The following is an 18,646-nucleotide window of genomic DNA, read 5'->3' on the forward strand; positions in this document are numbered from 1 at the left end:
CCTTACAGCGGCAGCTGCACCAGCGCAGCCGGCATTTCATGTTTTAAATTCACCTTTCCCGGTCCCGTCACAAGGTCGAAGCAGGAAGCGATAATCCGGCCGTCCCATACAATCGGCTCCCCTGGCTGATCCAGTCCCCCGTCCGCGCCTTTGCAGTCCGGGCTCTGGGCAATCCGCCGTACCGTTCCTCCGGGTGTCACCTGCACGATCGCATTGGCACAGAAATCCGCAATATACAAGTTTCCTTCCTCGTCGAATATCATGCCATCCGTGCTTTTAAGCTCCTCCGGATCCCGGGCGAACAGCGTGTTTTCGTCCAGGCTTCCGTCTTCCTTAAACGTAATCCGGTAAACGGCTCCGTCCCCGAAATTCCCCACATAGAGCCGTCCTTCCTGATCAAAGACGATCCCGTCGGCGCCATACTGGCAGTCCGGATTCTCCGTCACAAAGGTGGCGAAGATATGGCGGTCCTCCAGGGTATTGGTAATCTGAATCCCCTCCTCGTCAAGGCCGAACCGGTATACGCAGCTCACCAACTTTCCATCCGGCCTCTTAACCGGATGCAGATAGCTCTGTGTGACGTACATGTACCCGCCTCTGATGCGGATACCGTTAGGATGCTCCATGTGTTCCGCCACGACGACAGTCTTTAAGATGTTACCTTCCTCATCTACCGTGAGCTTCAGAATTCTGCCCTTGTACAGCAGCTCTTCCCGTTCACTCCAGCCCTGGTTGTCGCAGAGATAGAGATTCCACTCGTCATCAAAGGCGATCCCCATATTTCTGGCCACCCCGGTCTCCGGATGAACCGGTACGTCGAACCACTTTCGCACATGGCCCTCTTTATCGATGCGGACCACACAGCCGGAAATGCTGTCATCCGCGTAATTCGGGCAGGACAGCACCAGATTTCCATGGCGGTCTACTGCCATCCCGTCAGGTGTGCATACGTACTCCGGCAGCGTGCAAAACAGTCTGCTCTCTCTCATTCCAACTCCTCCATTTCTAAAATCGAACCACGATTTTCTTCGTATCCGGCTTCTTCGCCTCGATCAGTTCAAATGCGTCGGTGATCCGCTCAAAGGGGAACGCATCGGAGATAAAGTCCATAGGATCCAGGACCCCCTGGTTAATCCACGCCATAATCTGGGAATGGGCTTCCCCTTCCCCCCTCTTACTGGGCCACTGCACGAACTGGAGCGTCCAGTTATAGGGAGCGCTGCTCCAGTCCAGCTTCATGGACAGTTCAGGAGAGATACCGTAGCAGCAGATTTTTCCGTTGTATTTCACCAGCCCCATCGCCTCGTTAATCAATGCATTGACGCCCACTGCGTCCACCACATAATCCACGCCATCCGGGAAAATCCGCTTCACCTCCTCCGTCACATTGCAGGAGGCAGAATGAAACGCGTAATCAGCCCCCATCCGCCTCGCTGTCTCCACCTTGTCCTCCAGAATATCCGTAGTGATGACCGTCTTAAGCCCCAGCAGCTTTAAAAACCTGGTAAAACAGAGTCCTACCGGACCCGCACCGAATACCACTGCGGTCTCATTAGGCTGAAATCCAAACCTTCGGATGGCGCTTAAGACCTCCCGAAACGTGATAATCATAGAAGCGCCCACCGCATCCACCCGATCCTCCGGCCGTATAACGGTCTGAGCTGCATAGGCCTCGTTCCACTGTTTTGTGCCAGGACCCATCCCATGGCGGATGGCACTCTTCTCATCTCCCACCACACAGTATTCCGCATAGGCGCCCCAGCCCGGAATGTATCCATCGGCCGCCTCCTCCAGAAATGGGAGCAGCACACGGTCGCCCACATGGAGGTTTTCCACAAATTCTCCCGTTTTTACCACTTTTCCCACACCTTCGTGCCCCAGTATGGCAGGGTATGTGTGGAAATTCTTAAATGTCCTGTGAATCAGCTTACTATCCGTTCCGTTGCATACCCCGCAGCTCTCCATTTTCACAAGAGCCTGGCACGGGCCAATCTGCGGCATGCTTATCTCTTCCACCGATAAACGGCCTTCCCCATCTACAATTAACGCTTTCATACGCTTCTCCTTTTTTGTTTGCCCGGAATGCATTGGTCTGTTCAAGCAGATCCTAACCAATCGCTGCCACCAGAGCCCATAGACAGCCGCATACCGCCTCCTGTGCATTTACGGTCTTTGGATAATGGATATAGTCCTCATAACATTTCTGGACGCAGAGCCCCTGGCACGCCGTATGGACATCAGGCAGCCCGTCTTCCCCCGGGACGATGCGGGCAAGAAGCCCTTCGTATCCTTTTCTTAAGACAGGCTCCGCCGTCTCCTCCGGCACCATTCCCTTATCCGCCGCCCATTTCCAGGTGTACAAAAACATGGCGCTTCCCGAGGTGTCGCACCAGTTATCCACGTCATCAGTCCGGTCCACTACCTGTCTCCACAGACCGTTCTCCCGATTCTGATATTTCTCCAGGCCGGCCAGCAGCTGATTCAGCTGATCCTCCACCGCTCTCTTTCCCTCATAACCGGCGGGAAGGAGATCGAGAACTTCAGTCAGAATCAGGGCATACCACCCCAGTCCCTCACTCCAGACACATCCTGATCTGCCGTCCGGACCGGCCCAGGGAGCCAGACAGCCCTCACTGTAGGCGTGTACCAAAAGACCGTCGTGCACATGGCAGTACCGGTAAATCAGTTCCAGCTGCAGCACCGCCTCGTCAAAACACTCCGTCTCCCCGAATACGGCACCGTACCGGCATAAAAACATCTGCCCCATAAAGACGCCGTCCACCCACATTTCTCCCGGAAACTCGGTACGGTTATGAAGAAAACCTCCTTCTCTCGTCCGCGGATAATCCCGGTAGGTTTCCCGGATCTTTCTGCATGCCTTCTCAAACCGTTTCTCCCCCGTCTGCTCATACATCCAGACCAGCACGGCCCCAGTCATCATGTCGTCCATGCTGCATCCCGTAAAGCCCCGGACACTTCCGTCCTCTGCTACATGGTCCATACAGTATGCAAGCACATACTGGTAGTACAGCTCATCCCCGGTTTTCTCCCATAAATGAATAAATCCCATCAAAAGATAGCCCTGCGGATAGCTCCAGGAACGGTATGGATACTCATCCGCCTCCGGATACCGTTTCTGTATGGCCGCCGCCAGTTCCCGCGCCCTTCCGGGCAGATCCGTTCTATTTATTTTCATTTTGCATCTCCTTCCTGAGCATTTTGATAAAGCCCAACTATCCCTTAACCGCCCCCGCGGTCACTCCCTGCACGATGAATTTCTGTAAAAACAGGAATAAGAAAAACATGGGAAGAATCGAGAGGAGGCACGCCGCAGACGCCAAATTCAGATACGAGATCTGCTGCCCGATAAATGACTGCTGCGCCACGGGCAGTGTCCTCACGGCCTCCTTGGATACCACAACCAGGGCGATCTGATAGTCATTCCAGATTCCCAGCGCCGATAATACGACAACCGTCATGGTAACCGGCTTTAATAATGGAAAAACAATTCTCCAAAAGGTCCCCATCCTGCTGCATCCGTCGATCGCCGCCGCTTCCTCCAGCTCCACCGGAACGGTTTTGATAAAGCCGCAGTAGAGGAAGATGTCAAATCCCATCTGAAATCCCACAGACACGAGCACATAGGCTGGACGGCTGTTTAAGAGATGAAGGTTCATAAGATTCTTATAGAGCGGAAACATGATGGTCTGAAACGGCAGCATGACGGAAGCCAGGAAAATGTACTGCCAGACTCCGTAAAACCGGTTGTTTCCCCGCCGCACCACGATATAAGCCGCCATGGAACAGATGAGAACCAGAACAACGACTCCGCACACGGTAGATACCGTGGAATTGGTAAAGGCCCTCAGGAAATCAGATTTCTGCACCGCCTCCACAAAATTTTGAAGATAGAGCGTATCCGGAAATGCGAGGGGGTTCTTGAGCATAGTCGCCTCCCTCGGCTTAAACGCATAGATAATCAGGACGTAAAACGGCGCCAGAAACAGAATCGTCACACACCACATGACCAGGCTCAGCAGGATAAAACGCCGGCCGGAGGCCGTATGTAATTTCTTTCCCATCACAGCTGCACCTCCCTCTTCCGCAGCAGCTTCGTAACCACTCCCGTGATTCCCACTACGAAGATCAGCATCACCAGGCCGGCCATCTGCCCGTATCCAGCCCTGTTATTCGTGAAGAAATGATTGTATACGAACAGGGAAAACGTCTCGGACGCCTTTCCCGGTCCCCCACCCGTTGCCGCCTTCGGATAGTCGAAGACTTTTAACCCATACCCCAGCCACAGTGTGACACAGGTGGTAAAGGCCGGGGCCAGCATGGGAAATGTCACGTTCCAGAAGGACTGCCACGCGTTTGCCCCATCGATTCGGGCCGCCTCCTTTAGGTCTCCGGGCACCGACTGAATACCGGCGTTGTAGATCACCATGGCCAGCCCCGTATCCCGCCACAGACACATCAGGGCAATTCCCGGAATCACCGTGGTCAGCCTGGTAAGAGGGCTTACAATGCCGAAGTTCACCGGAAATACGTCTCCATAAATTCTCTGCCAGATAAAAGCCGTGATTACCAGGCTGGCGATAATCGGAAGGAACATGGCGCTTTTCAAGAACCGGTTGCCTGCGACGTTTAAATTTAATCCTACGGTTATGGCCAGTGCCAGGATGTTGACGCCGATGCAGGTAATTACTGTGTACTCCATAGTATTGGAGACTGCATTGATCGTCTGTGTATCGTGAAACAGGGCGGTTAAGTTCTTAAGCCCCACAAAATCATACTCCTTCGACAGACCGTTCCAGTTTGTGAACGCAATCCCGAACGCCTGAAAAAACGGGACTGCGATGACGAAAAGGAATACCAGGGCGGCCGGGAGTAAAAACATGAAATCAATACTGTTTCTCTTAACAGACTTCCATCTGCCTTTCATAGCATACGCCTCCTTTCTAAAAAAGGGAGCCGCCGCGTTCCGGCCGCTCCCTTTTCGTCAATTCCCGTCAGCCCCCTGTTGCCCGGATATTGTCAAATGATTTCTGCCACTTCTCGATCACCGTCTCCGGAGAATCCCCCGCAATTCTTCCCTCGATATAGATCTTGTCAAAATCCTGGTAATACTGGCCCGCCAGGCCCGGATTCATCTCAAAATAGTATCCCTTTTCGTCCAGAACCTCCGTAAAGATCGTGAGAAGCGGATCCGGATTATCCGCACTGACGCCCGAGAGAGCACTGATACAGCCCGATGCGTTGGCCCATACTTTTCCCGCCTCCGGTGTCAGAACAAACTCTGCGAACAGCATGGCCTCTTCCATGTGCTTGCTCCCGGATGAAATCATGAAGGAGTCATCGGCATTGGCCGGCATATAGTTCTTTGCAGGATCATCAGACCATGGATAATACGTAAATCCAAACTCATCCGTATTGCCTGCTGCCTTCTGTGCAATACGGATATCGGAGATCGCCCATGTTCCCTGCATCATCATGGCTGCGTCGCCGCGTCCAAACTGCGCATACTGGTCGGAAGCCTGCTGGCTTGCCGCCTTCTCATCTACCAGCGCGTAATCGCGAACCAGCTTCTGACCGTGCGTAATAATGTCCACAAACTCCGGATAATCGGAAAATTTCTTTTCCCCACTCATCAGTTTCTCAAAAATCATCGGATCGGCAACCATCGGTCCCGTAAAAGTCTGGCCCTCAATGATGATATTCTCTGTCCAGGATTCCGCATAACCGGAAGCCAGCGGAACCATTCCTGCATCCTTTATCTTCTGGCAGGCCTCTAAAACTCCCGACATCGTATCTAAATCCTCCGGCTTCACTCCTGCCTTCTCCAGCATGTTTTTGTTGTAATAGAAGCCGTATCCGCCTCTGTCCAGAGGAATTCCATAGATCTTTCCGTCCAGTGATATGGAATCGATACAATTCTTGTCGATATTATCCGGGAAAATGGAGGGATCCAGCGGTTCCACCAGCCCGGCTTCGATGACCTCCGGCGTCTCAAACGGCCGGTAATTGATGAAATCAGGCGCATTGTCCGCCGCTACCCGCTGTTTGTACTGATTGATAAAATCATCTCTGGAAAGGAACTCCACTTCGATCTTTATGTTCGGATACTTCTTCGTAAATGCTTCCGACAGCGCTACCAGTCCGTCTTTCTTCCCCTGTTCCCCCATGTGGTGAAGAAATGTCAGTGTAACTTCCTCTTTGCTCTCCTCTTTTTTCTCTTCCTTACCCTCCTCCTTCTTTGCCTCTGCTTTTGTTTCTGCCTCTGCCTGGGCAGCACTCTTCGTCTCTCCGGTCTTCCCGGATCCCGAGCTACATCCCGTCACAGCCGCGATGGCCATACATGACGCCAGTGCCAGACTAACCCATCTTTTTTCTCTCTTTCTCATATCTCTTCTCCTTTTCTTTGTTCTTGGGGTTCCCACTGACACTATTGTATATCATTCAACATGCACAAACAATTTAATAAAAATGATATTTTATTAGTTATTATGACATTTTTTTATCTGCGATGCCAAATTACCAGGCGGACGCCCGATCGGAATAAATGTATTACGTTCCGTTCTGAATATACTCCGTCGGTGATTTTCCCGTTTCTTTTTTAAAGAACTGATAAAAATACGCATAATTGTCGATTCCCACCATGTTGGATACCTCATAGACCTTATATCTGCCCTCACGGAGCAGCTGGACCGCTGTCTCCAGGCGAATCTGATTGAGAACGTCAATAAAACTCTTCCCCGTATCTTTTTTGATCAGCCGGCTTAAATGAGCCGCCGACAATCCTACGTAGTCGGCCAGTTCCGTCAGAGTGATCTTCCTGCTTAAGTTTTCCCGCATATACGCCAGCGCCCGGCGCACCACTATGGCGTAGTGCTCCTCCTTCTTCTCTTCCAGATACTGCATATTCCCCTCTCGGGTCATTTCAGTCAGGATTTGATTTTCAGTCAGGCTGCACGTTCCATTGAGGCTTACATTTCCGGTCGGTTTTCCTTCTCCAGGCAGATTTCTTTCTCCCTTCAGGCCTCCGACTCCGTACCTCCCCTCCATGCTCCCTCTGGCAATCCGCCTCACCGTCTCCACCAGTTCCTTATTTTCAATCGGTTTCAACAGAATATCCGCCGCCCCCAGCCGCAGCGCCTGCTGTGCATACTGAAACTCGTCAAAACCGGTAATGACAATCGACGCAAACGTATCGTACTCCACTTTCAAGGCCTTAACCATCTCCAGGCCATCCATTCCAGGCATTTTAATATCGGTGATAATAATATCCGGATGATGCTCCTTCGCATATCGGAATCCCTCGATCCCATTCGTCAGCCTTCCCTCGATTTCGCAGCCCATGGCCGCCCAGTCAATAGTCTCGCAGACAGCCCGCCGGACGAGAGCATTGTCATCGACTACCATAATTTTAATCATGTAAATCCCCCGTTTCTGTCGATGGCAGGAAGGACTACCTTCACGACAGTCCCCTTCCCCACCTGGCTCGACACTGTAATTCCGTACTCCTGCCCGTACAGAATTTTTATCCGTTTCTCTACGCTTACCAGGCCGAAATGGCTGGAACTGTCTTCCTCCGCACTGACAGAAAAATCGCAGTATCGTTTCAGAGTCTCCTCGTCCATTCCCGCTCCGTTATCTGCAATCTGTATCACCACGGCCCCTTCTCCCTTCGGCCCGGCAATCAGATCCGACGAGACAAAGATCACTGCCCCCTCGCTTAAATTCTCCACCCCATGAATGACCGCATTTTCCACCAGCGGCTGTAAAAGCAGAGAAGGCACCTGGTACTCCTCCGCCTGCGGTTCCACATCAAAAAACACCTCCAGCCGGTCCTCCATCATGAATTTCTGGACCTCCAGATAGTCACTGACATAGCTGAGCTCCTCCCTCAGCGTCACAGTGCTCTTTCTCCGGTTAATGGCCACACGCATCAGCCGTCCCAGAGACGTACAGATGGAGGCGATTGTGTCCTGTCCGTTTAATTTGGCAACAGCATTTAAGGACTCCATGGCATTGAAAATAAAATGTGGATTCACTCTCGCCTGAAGTGCCCCGTACTCCGCCTGAAGCGCCTTATACTCCGCCTGCTCCGTCTCCAGCTTCTGTCTGGCCAGATGTTCCACCATGTCCTGTAAGCTGACCGCCATATCGTTGAATGCAATGGTAATCTGGCCTATCTCATCTTTGGAATAGGGGACGGAGAGCGTGGTCCACTCCCCCTGCTTAAGGCGCTGGATGTGATCATACAGCTGGCGGATTCCCCTCGTAATACTGCCAGAGATCACCGCGGCGCAGATTACCGCCGCCAGTATGGTCGCTGAGCAGACGATCAGAATTGCCACCAGCATCTGATTCATGGGGCCGAAGAGCTCCTGCTCGTTAATAAGATAGATCACGTTCCACTTCTTGTCCTCGGTTTCCTTATTTCGGACCAGATAGCTCCTGCTTCCGCTCCTGATTAAATGGCGGGAATCACCGGACTCCCTGCTCTTCTCCAGTATGGACGCAGGATTTAATTGTTCGCCGTTCCTTCCAAAGATCACCTCCCCCTCCGGGTTTAAGATGGTAACCTTTCCATTTTTGCTCTGTTCCAGTGCCAGAAACTGACGTTCAAATATATCCCTGCTGATCCCCACCGCGATCACACCGTCATACTCCAGCCTGACCGGACTGTAAATAGACCGGATCATGTAGACCTTTTCCGGCTCTGAGACAAAACACCTCCAAATGGCGCCTTTCGGTATTACTTTTCTGTTGACCCGGATATAGTCTGCAATCTCCTGGTTCACATCCTTAAAGCTTTGTGTTTTATAATCATAATAGGTGATCACTGAGCTGTTGTCCAATGCGTAGAAATCCAGGATTGGCGACCTCGATGTATTTCTCTGATTCACGAAGGAAGCCACGGCGCGGCGGTTGTAATAGATATTACTGTCCTTTTTATTTAAATAGCTGCCGAACAAATCCCAGTTCTGCACCATATTTAACATCGTATCCTCATATTCCCGTGTTCTCGTTCCGATGTTGACGGCGATCTGGTCAACCAACGTCTCCACATACACCCCCGTACTGTCCAGCTGACGTCTTATGTAAACCGAGCTGATAATCCCTCCCGCTGCCAGAATACCGGCTGTAATCAAGGATACACTGGTCAGAAGTATCTTTTTTCCAATTTTCATACTGCAATCCCCCGATTTTTAACAGAATGTTCTGATTTTATTCTAAGCGTTTCCTAAAGAGATAGCAATTCTGTTTTTGGTGGAAATTATTAGGTTTTCTGACATTTTTGAAAACCGGGGAGAAAACAGGAAAAACTACATCCGGAAAGGGACGGGGAATTGCGCTTTTTTTGTATATAGTATATGATATAGGAGATTATAAAATAAAAGCTGCGGCAAATACAAAAAGAATGGAGAAATGCATGACAGGATTGATTATCACAGGACATGGGCAGTTTGCCTCCGGTTTGGTCAGCGCGCTGGAATTGCTGATTGGACATCAGGAGCTGCTGGCTGCCGTGGATTTTGAATTCGGGCAAAGCTGGGACACATTGATGGAACATTTAAAAGATGCAGTCGGAACCATGCAGACTTGTGACGAGCTTCTCATACTGTGCGATATGATCGGCGGATCTCCTTATAAATGTGCCGCCGCGCTGACAGATACAGACCCGCGGCTGACGGTTTTATATGGAATTAATCTGGGTATGGCGCTGGAACTGGCCATTCGATGCAGGATGGGACTGGACAATGACGCGCCCGCGCTTGCCGGAGAGATGGTTGCTACCGGAAAGGCACAGATCGGAATGTACCGGTCGGAACAGGAAAAGAGTGACAGGAAAGAGCAGGAGGATAATTTCAGATAATAAAAGCAGTGATCTTTGATATGGACGGTGTTCTGATCGACAGTGAAATCGTATATTTGAACCACACGTTTCAGTGTCTGAAGAAATGGTACCCGGCCTTCTAAAAGAAATAAAAGACCGGGGCTATCTGCTGGCTCTCGCCTCATCGACCAGTAGGAATCGGAAATCTATCTGCATACGGCAGGCGTCCTGCAGTGTACACCGTCACAATGTCTCGTCGTGGAAGATTCCACTTACGGTATCATGGCCGGCCACGGAGCCGGTATGACCGTAGCTGCGCTCATCGACGACCGTTTTCATTTTGACCGTACACTTGCTGATTACAGCATATATGAACTCTCCGAAGTTCTCACTATTCTGGATCAGATGGCCGCGGTGAATCAACAATAGCTTCGAAAAAAACCGCATTCCTCATCGTTGCACCGCGAAGCCTCCTGCAGGCGGATGTTGCAGTGGAACACGTGTCCCAGAGGCCGGTCCGCGCTGCCATAATACCGGTATACAAACGGAATCTCAAACTCCATCAGCTTCTCCACCAGAAGCGGCGCCTGTTCTCTCAGAAAATCTCCGGCAGCCGTCATGAGAAACACCGGCGGATACTGACTGGTCACGTAATTCACGAGGCTGATTTTCTCGTATTCCTCTTTCGTCCCTCTCTCCGGCAGAAGGTCCGCCATAAGCAGATTGCTCTGGTCCTTCTCGTCTTCGGAGACTGGTGCCCGATAGACACCGCAGTTCAGTGCAACAGCCGTCGGCACAAATCCCTCAGGCGGCTGAAAGGGATACTTTGCCGCATATTCCGGGTTTGTGCAGACAGCGGCATAAAGTCCCAGATTGTGGGCCCCGGCGGAATCCCCCACACCGAAAACCCGCGTCCGGTCAAAGCCATATTCCTCCGCATGATCCAGCACCCAGGCAAACACCCGGTTTGTGTCCTCCAGCGCCGCCGGAAACTTATATTCCGGCGCGAGACGGTAGGTGAAATTTACGACTGCGAATCCGCGGCATGCCAGATCCATACAGTAGTACTGGTACCTCTCCTTATCACCATACACCCATCCGCCGCCATGAACACTCACAATAACCGGGAGTACCCCCGCCTTGTCTCTTGGACGGTATACATCGAGAATCTGCCGCTCTGCATCTTCCCCATAGACGATATCGTCAAAACGCCGGATTCCCTCCGGTGTGGTGAGACCGGCATCCCGCCGTTCATCCCCCTCCCGAAACAGTCTACGAATTGTATCACTCATTTCTGACATAGTTATCTGTACCTCTCTATTTTATATTCCGTTTTGCTTCCAGGTCATTCTGAATCGACGCAATATACTTATCGATATTCATCATGAAACACAGAACCAGGCAGATCACCGCGATGATCGCACCGCTGTATCCAAACCCGAACCGAATCATAGTAACAGCGGAAGCCGGCTGCACCGCGGCGGTCCCGTCATATCCGCCCATGGTAATGATCCAGGTGCAGAGGGCGGAGCCGAGGCCGATTCCAACCTTCATACCGAAGGATGTACAACAGTTGACCAGTCCCTCCGAGCGGACTCCGGTCTTCCATTCACCGTAATCCACGACATCCGCGGTCATTGCAAAGATACCGGACATGATTGGTCCCATTCCCGTTCCTTTTATGATCAGCCCCAGAAGAACCAGCGGGAAGCTGGAACCGGCCGCACCGATGATCAGCCCGCCCAGAGCCATCAGAAATGCACCGCCAATCATCAGTTTCCATTTTCCGTATCTCTGAATGGCCTTCGGCAGCATAAGATTCACGATGATGGCCGGAATCGTAGTCGCCATGGATATGTAGGTTAAGTAACCCAGATTATTTAAAACGATATTGCAAAAATAGAATGTTGTGGAACCGGTACTGACGATTCCAATATACAGAAACATAAACAGCAGACTCTGAATATAAAAATACCTGTTTTTGAAAAGTGCCGGCAGTGCTGTACTCAGCGGAACATTCTCCACCTGAACCACACCGGTTTCCGCGTCTTCTCCGATATGCTCCCTGGTACCCAGAAAGCAGATGAGACACATAAAAAATGTTACGATGCCGTAAATAATCGACAGCCAGAACCATCCCGCCGTAGACAAGAGGGTTGCTGTCACCCCATTGATAATCAGCGTTGTAAGCTGAGTCATGACGAAACGCGTAGTCGCCGCGGAGGCGCGGTCCTGAACATTCAGCGTCATGCGCGACAGCAGTGCGTTAAACGGCAGGTTGTTGGCTGTATACACGATACAGTTCTGGAAAATATAGGTCAGATACGCATAGACCAGCTTTCCATTCCCGCTTAAGCCTCCGGGAACATTAAACTCCAGGATCAGAGCGATCGCCATAAGCGGCGCCGTCCACAGCACCCATGGCCTTGCCTTGCCCCAGCGGGTCTTCGTCTTATCGACAATCGCCCCCATGATAATATCGGTAACCCCATCGAACACGCGCGCCAGCAGCATCATAGTGCCGACCGCGGCGGCAGCGATCCCCACAGTGTCCGTATAATACGCAGTCAAAAATGTGGAACACAGGGCTACTGTCACATTGGCGCCGCAGTCTCCCATACCATAAGAAATTTTTTCTGACCATGATAAACCGGTTTTCTTTTTTCCCATTGCTTCCCCTCTCCTGTAACTTGATTTTTTATAATCCTCATTATAACGGAGACGGACAGGGAATTCCTTGCGTATTTTAGCCAAAAACATCCATATATTGACCTGTACATGAAAATACAACCGCTATTCTTCTTTATTCTTCTTTATTTCTTTCCATTTTTCTATATTGGAACGGGGTTGTGCCATACTCCTCCTTAAACGCCAGAATCAGTCTCCGGTCGTCAGAGAAACCATTATTGAGAGCAATCTCGAGAATTCCGGAATTAGAAGCCATCAACTGCATCCGCGCCTTCTGAAGGCGGTATTTCGTCAGGTACTCGATAAAGGTCATCCCCGTGTGCTTCTTGAAGAAACGGGCGAAATACTCTTTGGAAAAGTAAAACTTATCCGCGATCTCCGCCTGAGAAAGCTTTTCCATGTAATGGTTTTCGATGAACTGAAGGACGCCTTTCAGCCGCTCAATGTTCTTTTGATTGTTCAGCGGCAGGATCACATTTTTCTCCGCCACTCCCTCCTGCGTGATATGGTAGAGAAGTTGGAGTACCAGTCCTTTTATATAAATCCGCTCATAGCATGACGTCTCAGCCTCATCGCCGTAATGGGACAGCCTCATCATTAAATCCCCTATTTCCGGAGTCGTCAATTCCTTTTCATTGAGAAAATACATGTTTTTAAAATCCGGAAATACTCCTTCCAGAAATTCCCGCGAAATAAGCAGCGCAATAACCACTTTTCTTCCGCTTCCATATACCGTGCGGTCCGGTATGATATTATGACTGCTTTCTGAATTCACGACGATCAGCCTTCCCGGCTGTGACTTGATGCAGGTCCCATCAATATAATGCAGACTATTCCCCTGCAGCGTATAAACAATCTCCAGTTCCTCGTGCCAGTGATTAAACAGAAGTTCATCACTGCTCGACGGATAATAGGGAATATTATAGATATGAAACGGATTATCCCCGTCATATTCAAACATCTGGCGCTTTGCAACAGGTTCACTCACATTCCCACCCCTTTCCAGCCCCGGCCGGTTGCTTTTCTTTCGTCTTAATGCACGGTCTTATCTTTATTCGCTTTCGTCTCGGTGTGCTGTCTTATCTGATACTGCCTCTGTCCTGATTATAACGGATAATACATCTTCTGTAAATTTAAACGTCAGCTCATTCATCCTTATATTTGACAGACAATCCAAAAAGAGATACACTTACTGTAATTCACCGTGCAAGACGGTATTACTGACAGGAGGATCATAGCTTCATGAGATTAAACCAACGTCTTCTTACCATTTCCGCAGGATTATGTCTGTCCCTGGCACTCGCAGGTACAGTTTCGGCTGTCCGGCCGCAGGAGGCATATGCCACGGTAAGCACAGCCAGCAGGAGTCAAAGCACTGGCTGGCTGCACAAGGGAAATCAATGGCAGTATGCGCTCTCTGACGGCACCCTGATACGCGGCGGCTGGATCAGGGATGGAAACGGCTGGTATTACTTTGATGCCGATGGAATAATGGTGAGCGACACCACGCGCGACATAGAAGGCCATACCTACAGCTTCGAACGCTCGGGAGCCTGGAAAGAGACGCCCATAACGGACCCTCTTTTCGTCCATCTTCCCTCCGGCCGGTTCGAGAATTCAGTCTATGAGCATCCCTGGGCCGGAATCCGTATTACGCTGCCGGAATATACCTTTGTGCAGACCGCCGAAGAACTGAATGTACTTTCCGCTCATGACTATATCCCAAGCTATTACGATTTCCTGGCTGTCACTCCGGATCAGTCGCTGTTTGGAGTCGTCATTCAGTATAACAGTGATCCAATGGAGCAGATTCTGAGGGACGATCTCAATGTATTTTCTGCATTCTGGGGGAAATACGATCTGACTCCGACTGCCCCGCGGCCCGTGACCGTGGCCGGCCAGACTTATCAGAAAATGGTCTGTAAAATACCGGAGAACCTCGAGATGAACGTCTACCTGCGAAATGAGGACAACAAAGTGGTCTATCTCTTCTCCATCGCCGCAGACGAAGAAACTGCCGACCGGTTAATTGAAACAGTTGTTCCCTGCGGGTAATCCACCGGGACACTGTGCTGCTGTAGAATTCAGGTGAGCTTATGATAAAGACAGAATTTGGAATCATGGATACAATCGATCCAGAAAAAAATTATGTGAAATATGAACCTCAGAAGTATGGCTGTGTTGCCATCAATGACGACAAGTATATCAATGACTGGTGGCCGCGGCTGCTGTTGATCCGGACCTACACACAGTCCCTCAGCCGCCCCTCCTTTGCCCTCGACAGATATGGTGTTACCTTAATCCCGCCGGAGTCTCTCCCCGCACTGCAGGATATCGTGATCAGCGACAAAAGAATCAATCACGATCACAACCTGATTGCGCTTGCAGACAAGATCAGCCAGGCGATCGATGAACAGAAGTATATGATACACTTTGGGGTGTAACGCAAAAACGGATTTCCATCTCTGGAAATCCGTTTTCTTATATAACAAGAGCGCGAGACGGGGATCGAACCCGCGACCCCAACCTTGGCAAGGTTGTACTCCACCACTGAGCCACTCGCGCTTATTCTATAAAAACGAAGCGACTCTCATCTCTCCGTTTTCTCTTAGGGCATATACCCTCAAAACCACACATTGTACATATCTTTCATCCGTTCTTACTTCCTCTGCCATTTCTGACAACCTAAACCAACTTGGTTAAGCCCTCGACCTATTAGTGACAGTCAGCTCCACATGTTGCCATGCTTCCACCTCTGCCCTATCTACCTCGTCGTCTTCAAGGGGTCTTACTCTTGCGATGGGATATCTCATCTTGAGGGGGGCTTCACGCTTAGATGCCTTCAGCGTTTATCCCTTCCCGACTTGGCTACCCGGCCATGGGTTTGATACCCAACCGGTACACCAGAGGTCAGTCCATCCCGGTCCTCTCGTACTAAGGACAGCTCCTCTCAAATATCCTACGCCCACGCCGGATAGGGACCGAACTGTCTCACGACGTTCTGAACCCAGCTCGCGTACCGCTTTAATGGGCGAACAGCCCAACCCTTGGGACCTACTTCAGCCCCAGGATGCGATGAGCCGACATCGAGGTGCCAAACCACTCCGTCGATGTGAACTCTTGGGAGTGATAAGCCTGTTATCCCCAGGGTAGCTTTTATCCGTTGAGCGATGGCAATCCCACTTTATACCACCGGATCACTAAGTCCTACTTTCGTACCTGCTCGACCCGTCAGTCTCGCAGTCAAGCTCCCTTATGCCTTTGCACTCTTCGAATGGTTTCCGTCCATTCTGAGGGAACCTTTGAGCGCCTCCGATACTCTTTCGGAGGCGACCGCCCCAGTCAAACTCCCCACCTGACATTGTCCCCCGGCCAGGTCATGGCCGCAGGTTAGAAACCCAATATCGCAAGGGTGGTATCCCAACAATGGCTCCGGTAAGACTGGCATCCTACCTTCTTAGCCTCCCACCTATCCTGTACATGCGACACCGAATCCCAGTATCAAGCTGGAGTAAAGCTCCATGGGGTCTTTCCGTCCTGGCGCAGGTAACCAGCATCTTCACTGGTACTTCAATTTCACCGGGTGCATTGTCGAGACAGCGCTCAAATCATTACGCCTTTCGTGCGGGTCGGAACTTACCCGACAAGGAATTTCGCTACCTTAGGACCGTTATAGTTACGGCCGCCGTTTACTGGGGCTTAAATTCAAAGCTTCGGATTGCTCCTAACCTCTCCTCTTAACCTTCCAGCACCGGGCAGGCGTCAGCCCATATACCTCACCTTTCGGTTTTGCATAGACCTGTGTTTTTGCTAAACAGTTGCTTGAGCCTATTCTCTGCGGCCCACTCTCGTGGGCACCCCTTATCCCGAAGTTACGGGGTCATTTTGCCGAGTTCCTTAACAATGCTTCTCCCGCCGGCCTTAGGATTCTCTCCTCATCCACCTGTGTCGGTTTACGGTACGGGCACGTATTACACAATAGCGGCTTTTCTTGACAGCCCCTATACCAACTTCCCTACTTTTGTTCGGTACGCTTAACGCTTTCCTGTTGTTAAACGGATTTTCCAGTCTAACCAGTCCGGCGCTTGCCCCGGTCTTTTCATTCCCGGGTTTGGCTTCGGTTCTGTGTCCCCACAGTTCTGATAATACGCGGTACAGGAATTTCAACCTGTTGTCCATCGACTACGTCTTTCGACCTCGCCTTAGGCCCCGACTTACCCAGAGCAGATCAGCTTTACTCTGGAAACCTTAGATATTCGGCCTGGAGGATTCCCACCTCCATCTCGCTACTCATTCCGGCATTCTCTCTTCTTAACACTCCACGCCTCCTTACGGTAACGCTTCTCCGCAGTTAAGAATGCTCCTCTACCAATTGACTTACGTCAATTCCTAAGCTTCGGTGTTGTGTTTCAGCCCCGGACATTTTCGGCGCAGGACCTCTCGACTAGTGAGCTATTACGCACTCTTTGAATGTGTGGCTGCTTCTGAGCCAACATCCTAGTTGTCTTTGAAATCCCACATCCTTTTCCACTTAACACACACTTTGGGACCTTAGCTGTAGGTCTGGGCTCTTTCCCTTTTGACTACCCAACTTATCTCGTGCAGTCTGACTCCCGTACATCATTTATGCGGCATTCGGAGTTTGATATCTCTTGGTAAGCTTTGACGCCCCCTTAAGAATTCAGTGCTCTACCTCCGCTAAACTAATACGAGGCTAGCCCTAAAGCTATTTCGAGGAGAACCAGCTATCTCCGGGTTCGATTGGAATTTCTCCCCTACCCACACCTCATCGCCACCCTTTTCAACGGATGTGCGTTCGGTCCTCCATTTCCTTTTACGGAAACTTCAACCTGGACATGGGTAGATCACCCGGTTTCGGGTCTGCCTGAACTGACTTATTCGCCCTATTAAGACTTGGTTTCCCTTCGGCTCCACACCTTCAGTGCTTAACCTTGCCAGTCCCGGCAACTCGCCGGACCGTTCTACAAAAAGTACGCGGTTCCACCTAAAATGTGGTTCCACAGCTTGTAAACACAGGGTTTCAGGTTCTTTTTCACTCCCCTCCCGGGGTCCTTTTCACCTTTCCTTCACAGTACTATGCGCTATCGGTCACTAAGGAGTATTTAGCCTTGGGGGGTGGTCCCCCCGAATTCCCACAAGGTTTCTCGTGTCTCGTGGTACTTTGGAATCTGCTCGCTCTCTTCTGGTTTCACATACGGGGCTTTCACCCTCTGTGGCCGGTCTTTCCAGGGCCGTTCTGTTACCATACGAGTCACTTTTAGCAGTCCATAACCCCGGCATGCACGCACGCCGGTTTAGGCTCCTTCCATTTCGCTCGCCGCTACTTTGGAAATCGAGTTTTCTTTCTTTTCCTCCGCCTACTTAGATGTTTCAGTTCAGCGGGTTCCCAACGTATGGCTATGGATTCACCATACGCCGACTGAGGTTTGCTCAGCCAGGTTTCCCCATTCAGATATCTCCGGATCAAAGGATATTTGCTCCTCCCCGAAGCTTTTCGCAGCTTATCACGTCTTTCATCGGCTCTTAGTGCCAAGGCATCCACCCTGCGCTCTTTATAGCTTAACCAGTTCGATTTTCGCACCATCCCCTGACTGTTAAGGAGGGGGCTTACCCTGTTAAGGGTGCGGGCTACTCGTCTAAGATTCATAGCGTTGAATCTCTGGTCTTAGGTTTGTTATCACTGTACGTTACAGTAATAACGAGTTTATAATTTTTCGGTTATATCTGTTACGATATAACACCTCGGATGTCTTGATTTACTCTTTCTCAGGATCGAAATCCCTTAAAAGAATCTATCTAGATATATTCAATATGTGGTTTTCAAGGTACATGCTGGCATGCTTCATTCCGCCTGACGGCTTCCTTCTTCATACCGAATGGAGATGGAGAGATTCGAACTCTTGACCCCCTGCTTGCAAGGCAGGTGCTCTCCCAACTGAGCTACACCCCCATAGATAATCTGGCACCCACCTGCTCTCCCATGCCGTCTCCAGCATAGTACCATCGGCCGCTTAAGTCTTAACCATCGTGTTCGGGATGGGTACGGGTGTTTCCCCTAAGCGCATCGGCACCAGAAATTTTCTAGTCTTTCTT

At 50.7% G+C, this 18,646-nt stretch carries 15 protein-coding genes, 2 tRNA genes and 2 rRNA genes; 4 read left to right on the forward strand and 15 right to left on the reverse strand.

Annotated elements, in window-relative coordinates:
* Nucleotides 1–2 precede the first annotated feature (2 nt).
* The 8 genes from M1L66_RS25950 to M1L66_RS25985 all read right to left on the reverse strand — a co-directional run bounded on the left by M1L66_RS25950 (nt 3) and on the right by M1L66_RS25985 (nt 9,197).
* A complete protein-coding gene (locus M1L66_RS25950) occupies nt 3–989 on the reverse strand; it encodes an SMP-30/gluconolactonase/LRE family protein (RefSeq protein WP_187024628.1) in 987 nt (328 codons plus the stop codon).
* A 16-nt stretch (nt 990–1,005) separates the two neighbouring features.
* A complete protein-coding gene (locus M1L66_RS25955) occupies nt 1,006–2,055 on the reverse strand; it encodes a zinc-dependent alcohol dehydrogenase (protein WP_434688789.1) in 1,050 nt (349 codons plus the stop codon).
* A gap of 52 nt (nt 2,056–2,107) precedes the next feature.
* Nucleotides 2,108–3,196: a glycoside hydrolase family 88/105 protein gene (locus tag M1L66_RS25960; protein ID WP_187024626.1), complete on the reverse strand. Its 1,089-nt coding sequence runs from the start codon at nt 3,194–3,196 to the stop codon at nt 2,108–2,110.
* A 37-nt stretch (nt 3,197–3,233) separates the two neighbouring features.
* Nucleotides 3,234–4,082, reverse strand: coding sequence for a carbohydrate ABC transporter permease (locus M1L66_RS25965; protein ID WP_055654372.1), 849 nt, complete (start codon nt 4,080–4,082; stop codon nt 3,234–3,236).
* The gene (locus tag M1L66_RS25970) at nt 4,082–4,945 is read right to left on the reverse strand and encodes a carbohydrate ABC transporter permease (RefSeq protein ID WP_434688790.1); all 864 of its coding nucleotides are present in this window, start codon (nt 4,943–4,945) and stop codon (nt 4,082–4,084) included. The genes M1L66_RS25965 and M1L66_RS25970 overlap by 1 nt, the downstream gene beginning before the upstream one ends.
* Before the next feature lie 67 nt (nt 4,946–5,012).
* Nucleotides 5,013–6,404 (reverse strand): ABC transporter substrate-binding protein, encoded by a 1,392-nt coding sequence (locus M1L66_RS25975; protein WP_187024624.1) that lies wholly within the window; start codon nt 6,402–6,404, stop codon nt 5,013–5,015.
* 163 nt (nt 6,405–6,567) lie between these two features.
* On the reverse strand, nt 6,568–7,434 hold the full coding sequence (locus M1L66_RS25980) for a response regulator transcription factor (RefSeq protein ID WP_187024623.1): 867 nt from the start codon (nt 7,432–7,434) through the stop codon (nt 6,568–6,570).
* Nucleotides 7,431–9,197 carry a sensor histidine kinase gene (locus M1L66_RS25985; protein WP_187024622.1) on the reverse strand — a complete coding sequence of 589 codons (1,767 nt, stop codon included), beginning with the start codon at nt 9,195–9,197 and terminating at the stop codon, nt 7,431–7,433. The genes M1L66_RS25980 and M1L66_RS25985 overlap by 4 nt, the downstream gene beginning before the upstream one ends.
* 242 nt (nt 9,198–9,439) lie before the next feature.
* Here M1L66_RS25985 and M1L66_RS25990 point away from each other — a divergent pair, with 242 nt between their 5' ends.
* Both M1L66_RS25990 and M1L66_RS25995 read left to right on the forward strand, forming a co-directional pair.
* Nucleotides 9,440–9,883 (forward strand): PTS sugar transporter subunit IIA, encoded by a 444-nt coding sequence (locus M1L66_RS25990; protein ID WP_187024621.1) that lies wholly within the window; start codon nt 9,440–9,442, stop codon nt 9,881–9,883.
* A gap of 189 nt (nt 9,884–10,072) precedes the next feature.
* A complete protein-coding gene (locus M1L66_RS25995; protein WP_434694333.1) occupies nt 10,073–10,273 on the forward strand; it encodes a hypothetical protein in 201 nt (66 codons plus the stop codon).
* On the opposite strand, the gene M1L66_RS26000 is transcribed toward M1L66_RS25995, so the two are convergent.
* The 3 genes from M1L66_RS26000 to M1L66_RS26010 form a co-directional block, all read right to left on the reverse strand.
* Entirely contained in the window at nt 10,264–11,145 is an 882-nt protein-coding gene (locus M1L66_RS26000; protein WP_434688791.1) for an alpha/beta hydrolase, read from the reverse strand. The two genes, M1L66_RS25995 and M1L66_RS26000, sit on opposite strands and share 10 nt — an antisense overlap.
* Nucleotides 11,146–11,161: 16 nt before the next feature.
* Complete coding sequence (locus M1L66_RS26005; protein WP_434688792.1) at nt 11,162–12,514, reverse strand: MFS transporter; 1,353 nt, start codon at nt 12,512–12,514, stop codon at nt 11,162–11,164.
* A gap of 133 nt (nt 12,515–12,647) precedes the next feature.
* The gene (locus tag M1L66_RS26010) at nt 12,648–13,520 is read right to left on the reverse strand and encodes an AraC family transcriptional regulator (RefSeq protein ID WP_187024618.1); all 873 of its coding nucleotides are present in this window, start codon (nt 13,518–13,520) and stop codon (nt 12,648–12,650) included.
* 254 nt (nt 13,521–13,774) lie between these two features.
* Here M1L66_RS26010 and M1L66_RS26015 point away from each other — a divergent pair, with 254 nt between their 5' ends.
* Both M1L66_RS26015 and M1L66_RS26020 read left to right on the forward strand, forming a co-directional pair.
* The gene (locus tag M1L66_RS26015) at nt 13,775–14,587 is read left to right on the forward strand and encodes a choline-binding protein (protein ID WP_434688793.1); all 813 of its coding nucleotides are present in this window, start codon (nt 13,775–13,777) and stop codon (nt 14,585–14,587) included.
* 41 nt (nt 14,588–14,628) lie between these two features.
* Entirely contained in the window at nt 14,629–14,976 is a 348-nt protein-coding gene (locus M1L66_RS26020) for a hypothetical protein (RefSeq protein WP_434688794.1), read from the forward strand.
* A 49-nt stretch (nt 14,977–15,025) separates the two neighbouring features.
* On the opposite strand, the gene M1L66_RS26025 is transcribed toward M1L66_RS26020, so the two are convergent.
* The 4 genes from M1L66_RS26025 to rrf all read right to left on the reverse strand — a co-directional run bounded on the left by M1L66_RS26025 (nt 15,026) and on the right by rrf (nt 18,628).
* Nucleotides 15,026–15,097 (reverse strand) — tRNA-Gly (locus M1L66_RS26025).
* A 130-nt stretch (nt 15,098–15,227) separates the two neighbouring features.
* Nucleotides 15,228–18,118 (reverse strand): 23S ribosomal RNA (locus M1L66_RS26030).
* 312 nt (nt 18,119–18,430) lie between these two features.
* A tRNA-Ala gene (locus M1L66_RS26035) sits at nt 18,431–18,503 on the reverse strand.
* 7 nt (nt 18,504–18,510) lie between these two features.
* A 5S ribosomal RNA gene (rrf, locus tag M1L66_RS26040) occupies nt 18,511–18,628 on the reverse strand.
* Nucleotides 18,629–18,646 lie beyond the last annotated feature (18 nt).

Origin of the sequence: Hungatella sp. SB206 (assembly GCF_051132295.1) — a bacterium.
Taxonomy (GTDB): Bacteria; Bacillota; Clostridia; order Lachnospirales; family Lachnospiraceae; genus Hungatella; species Hungatella effluvii.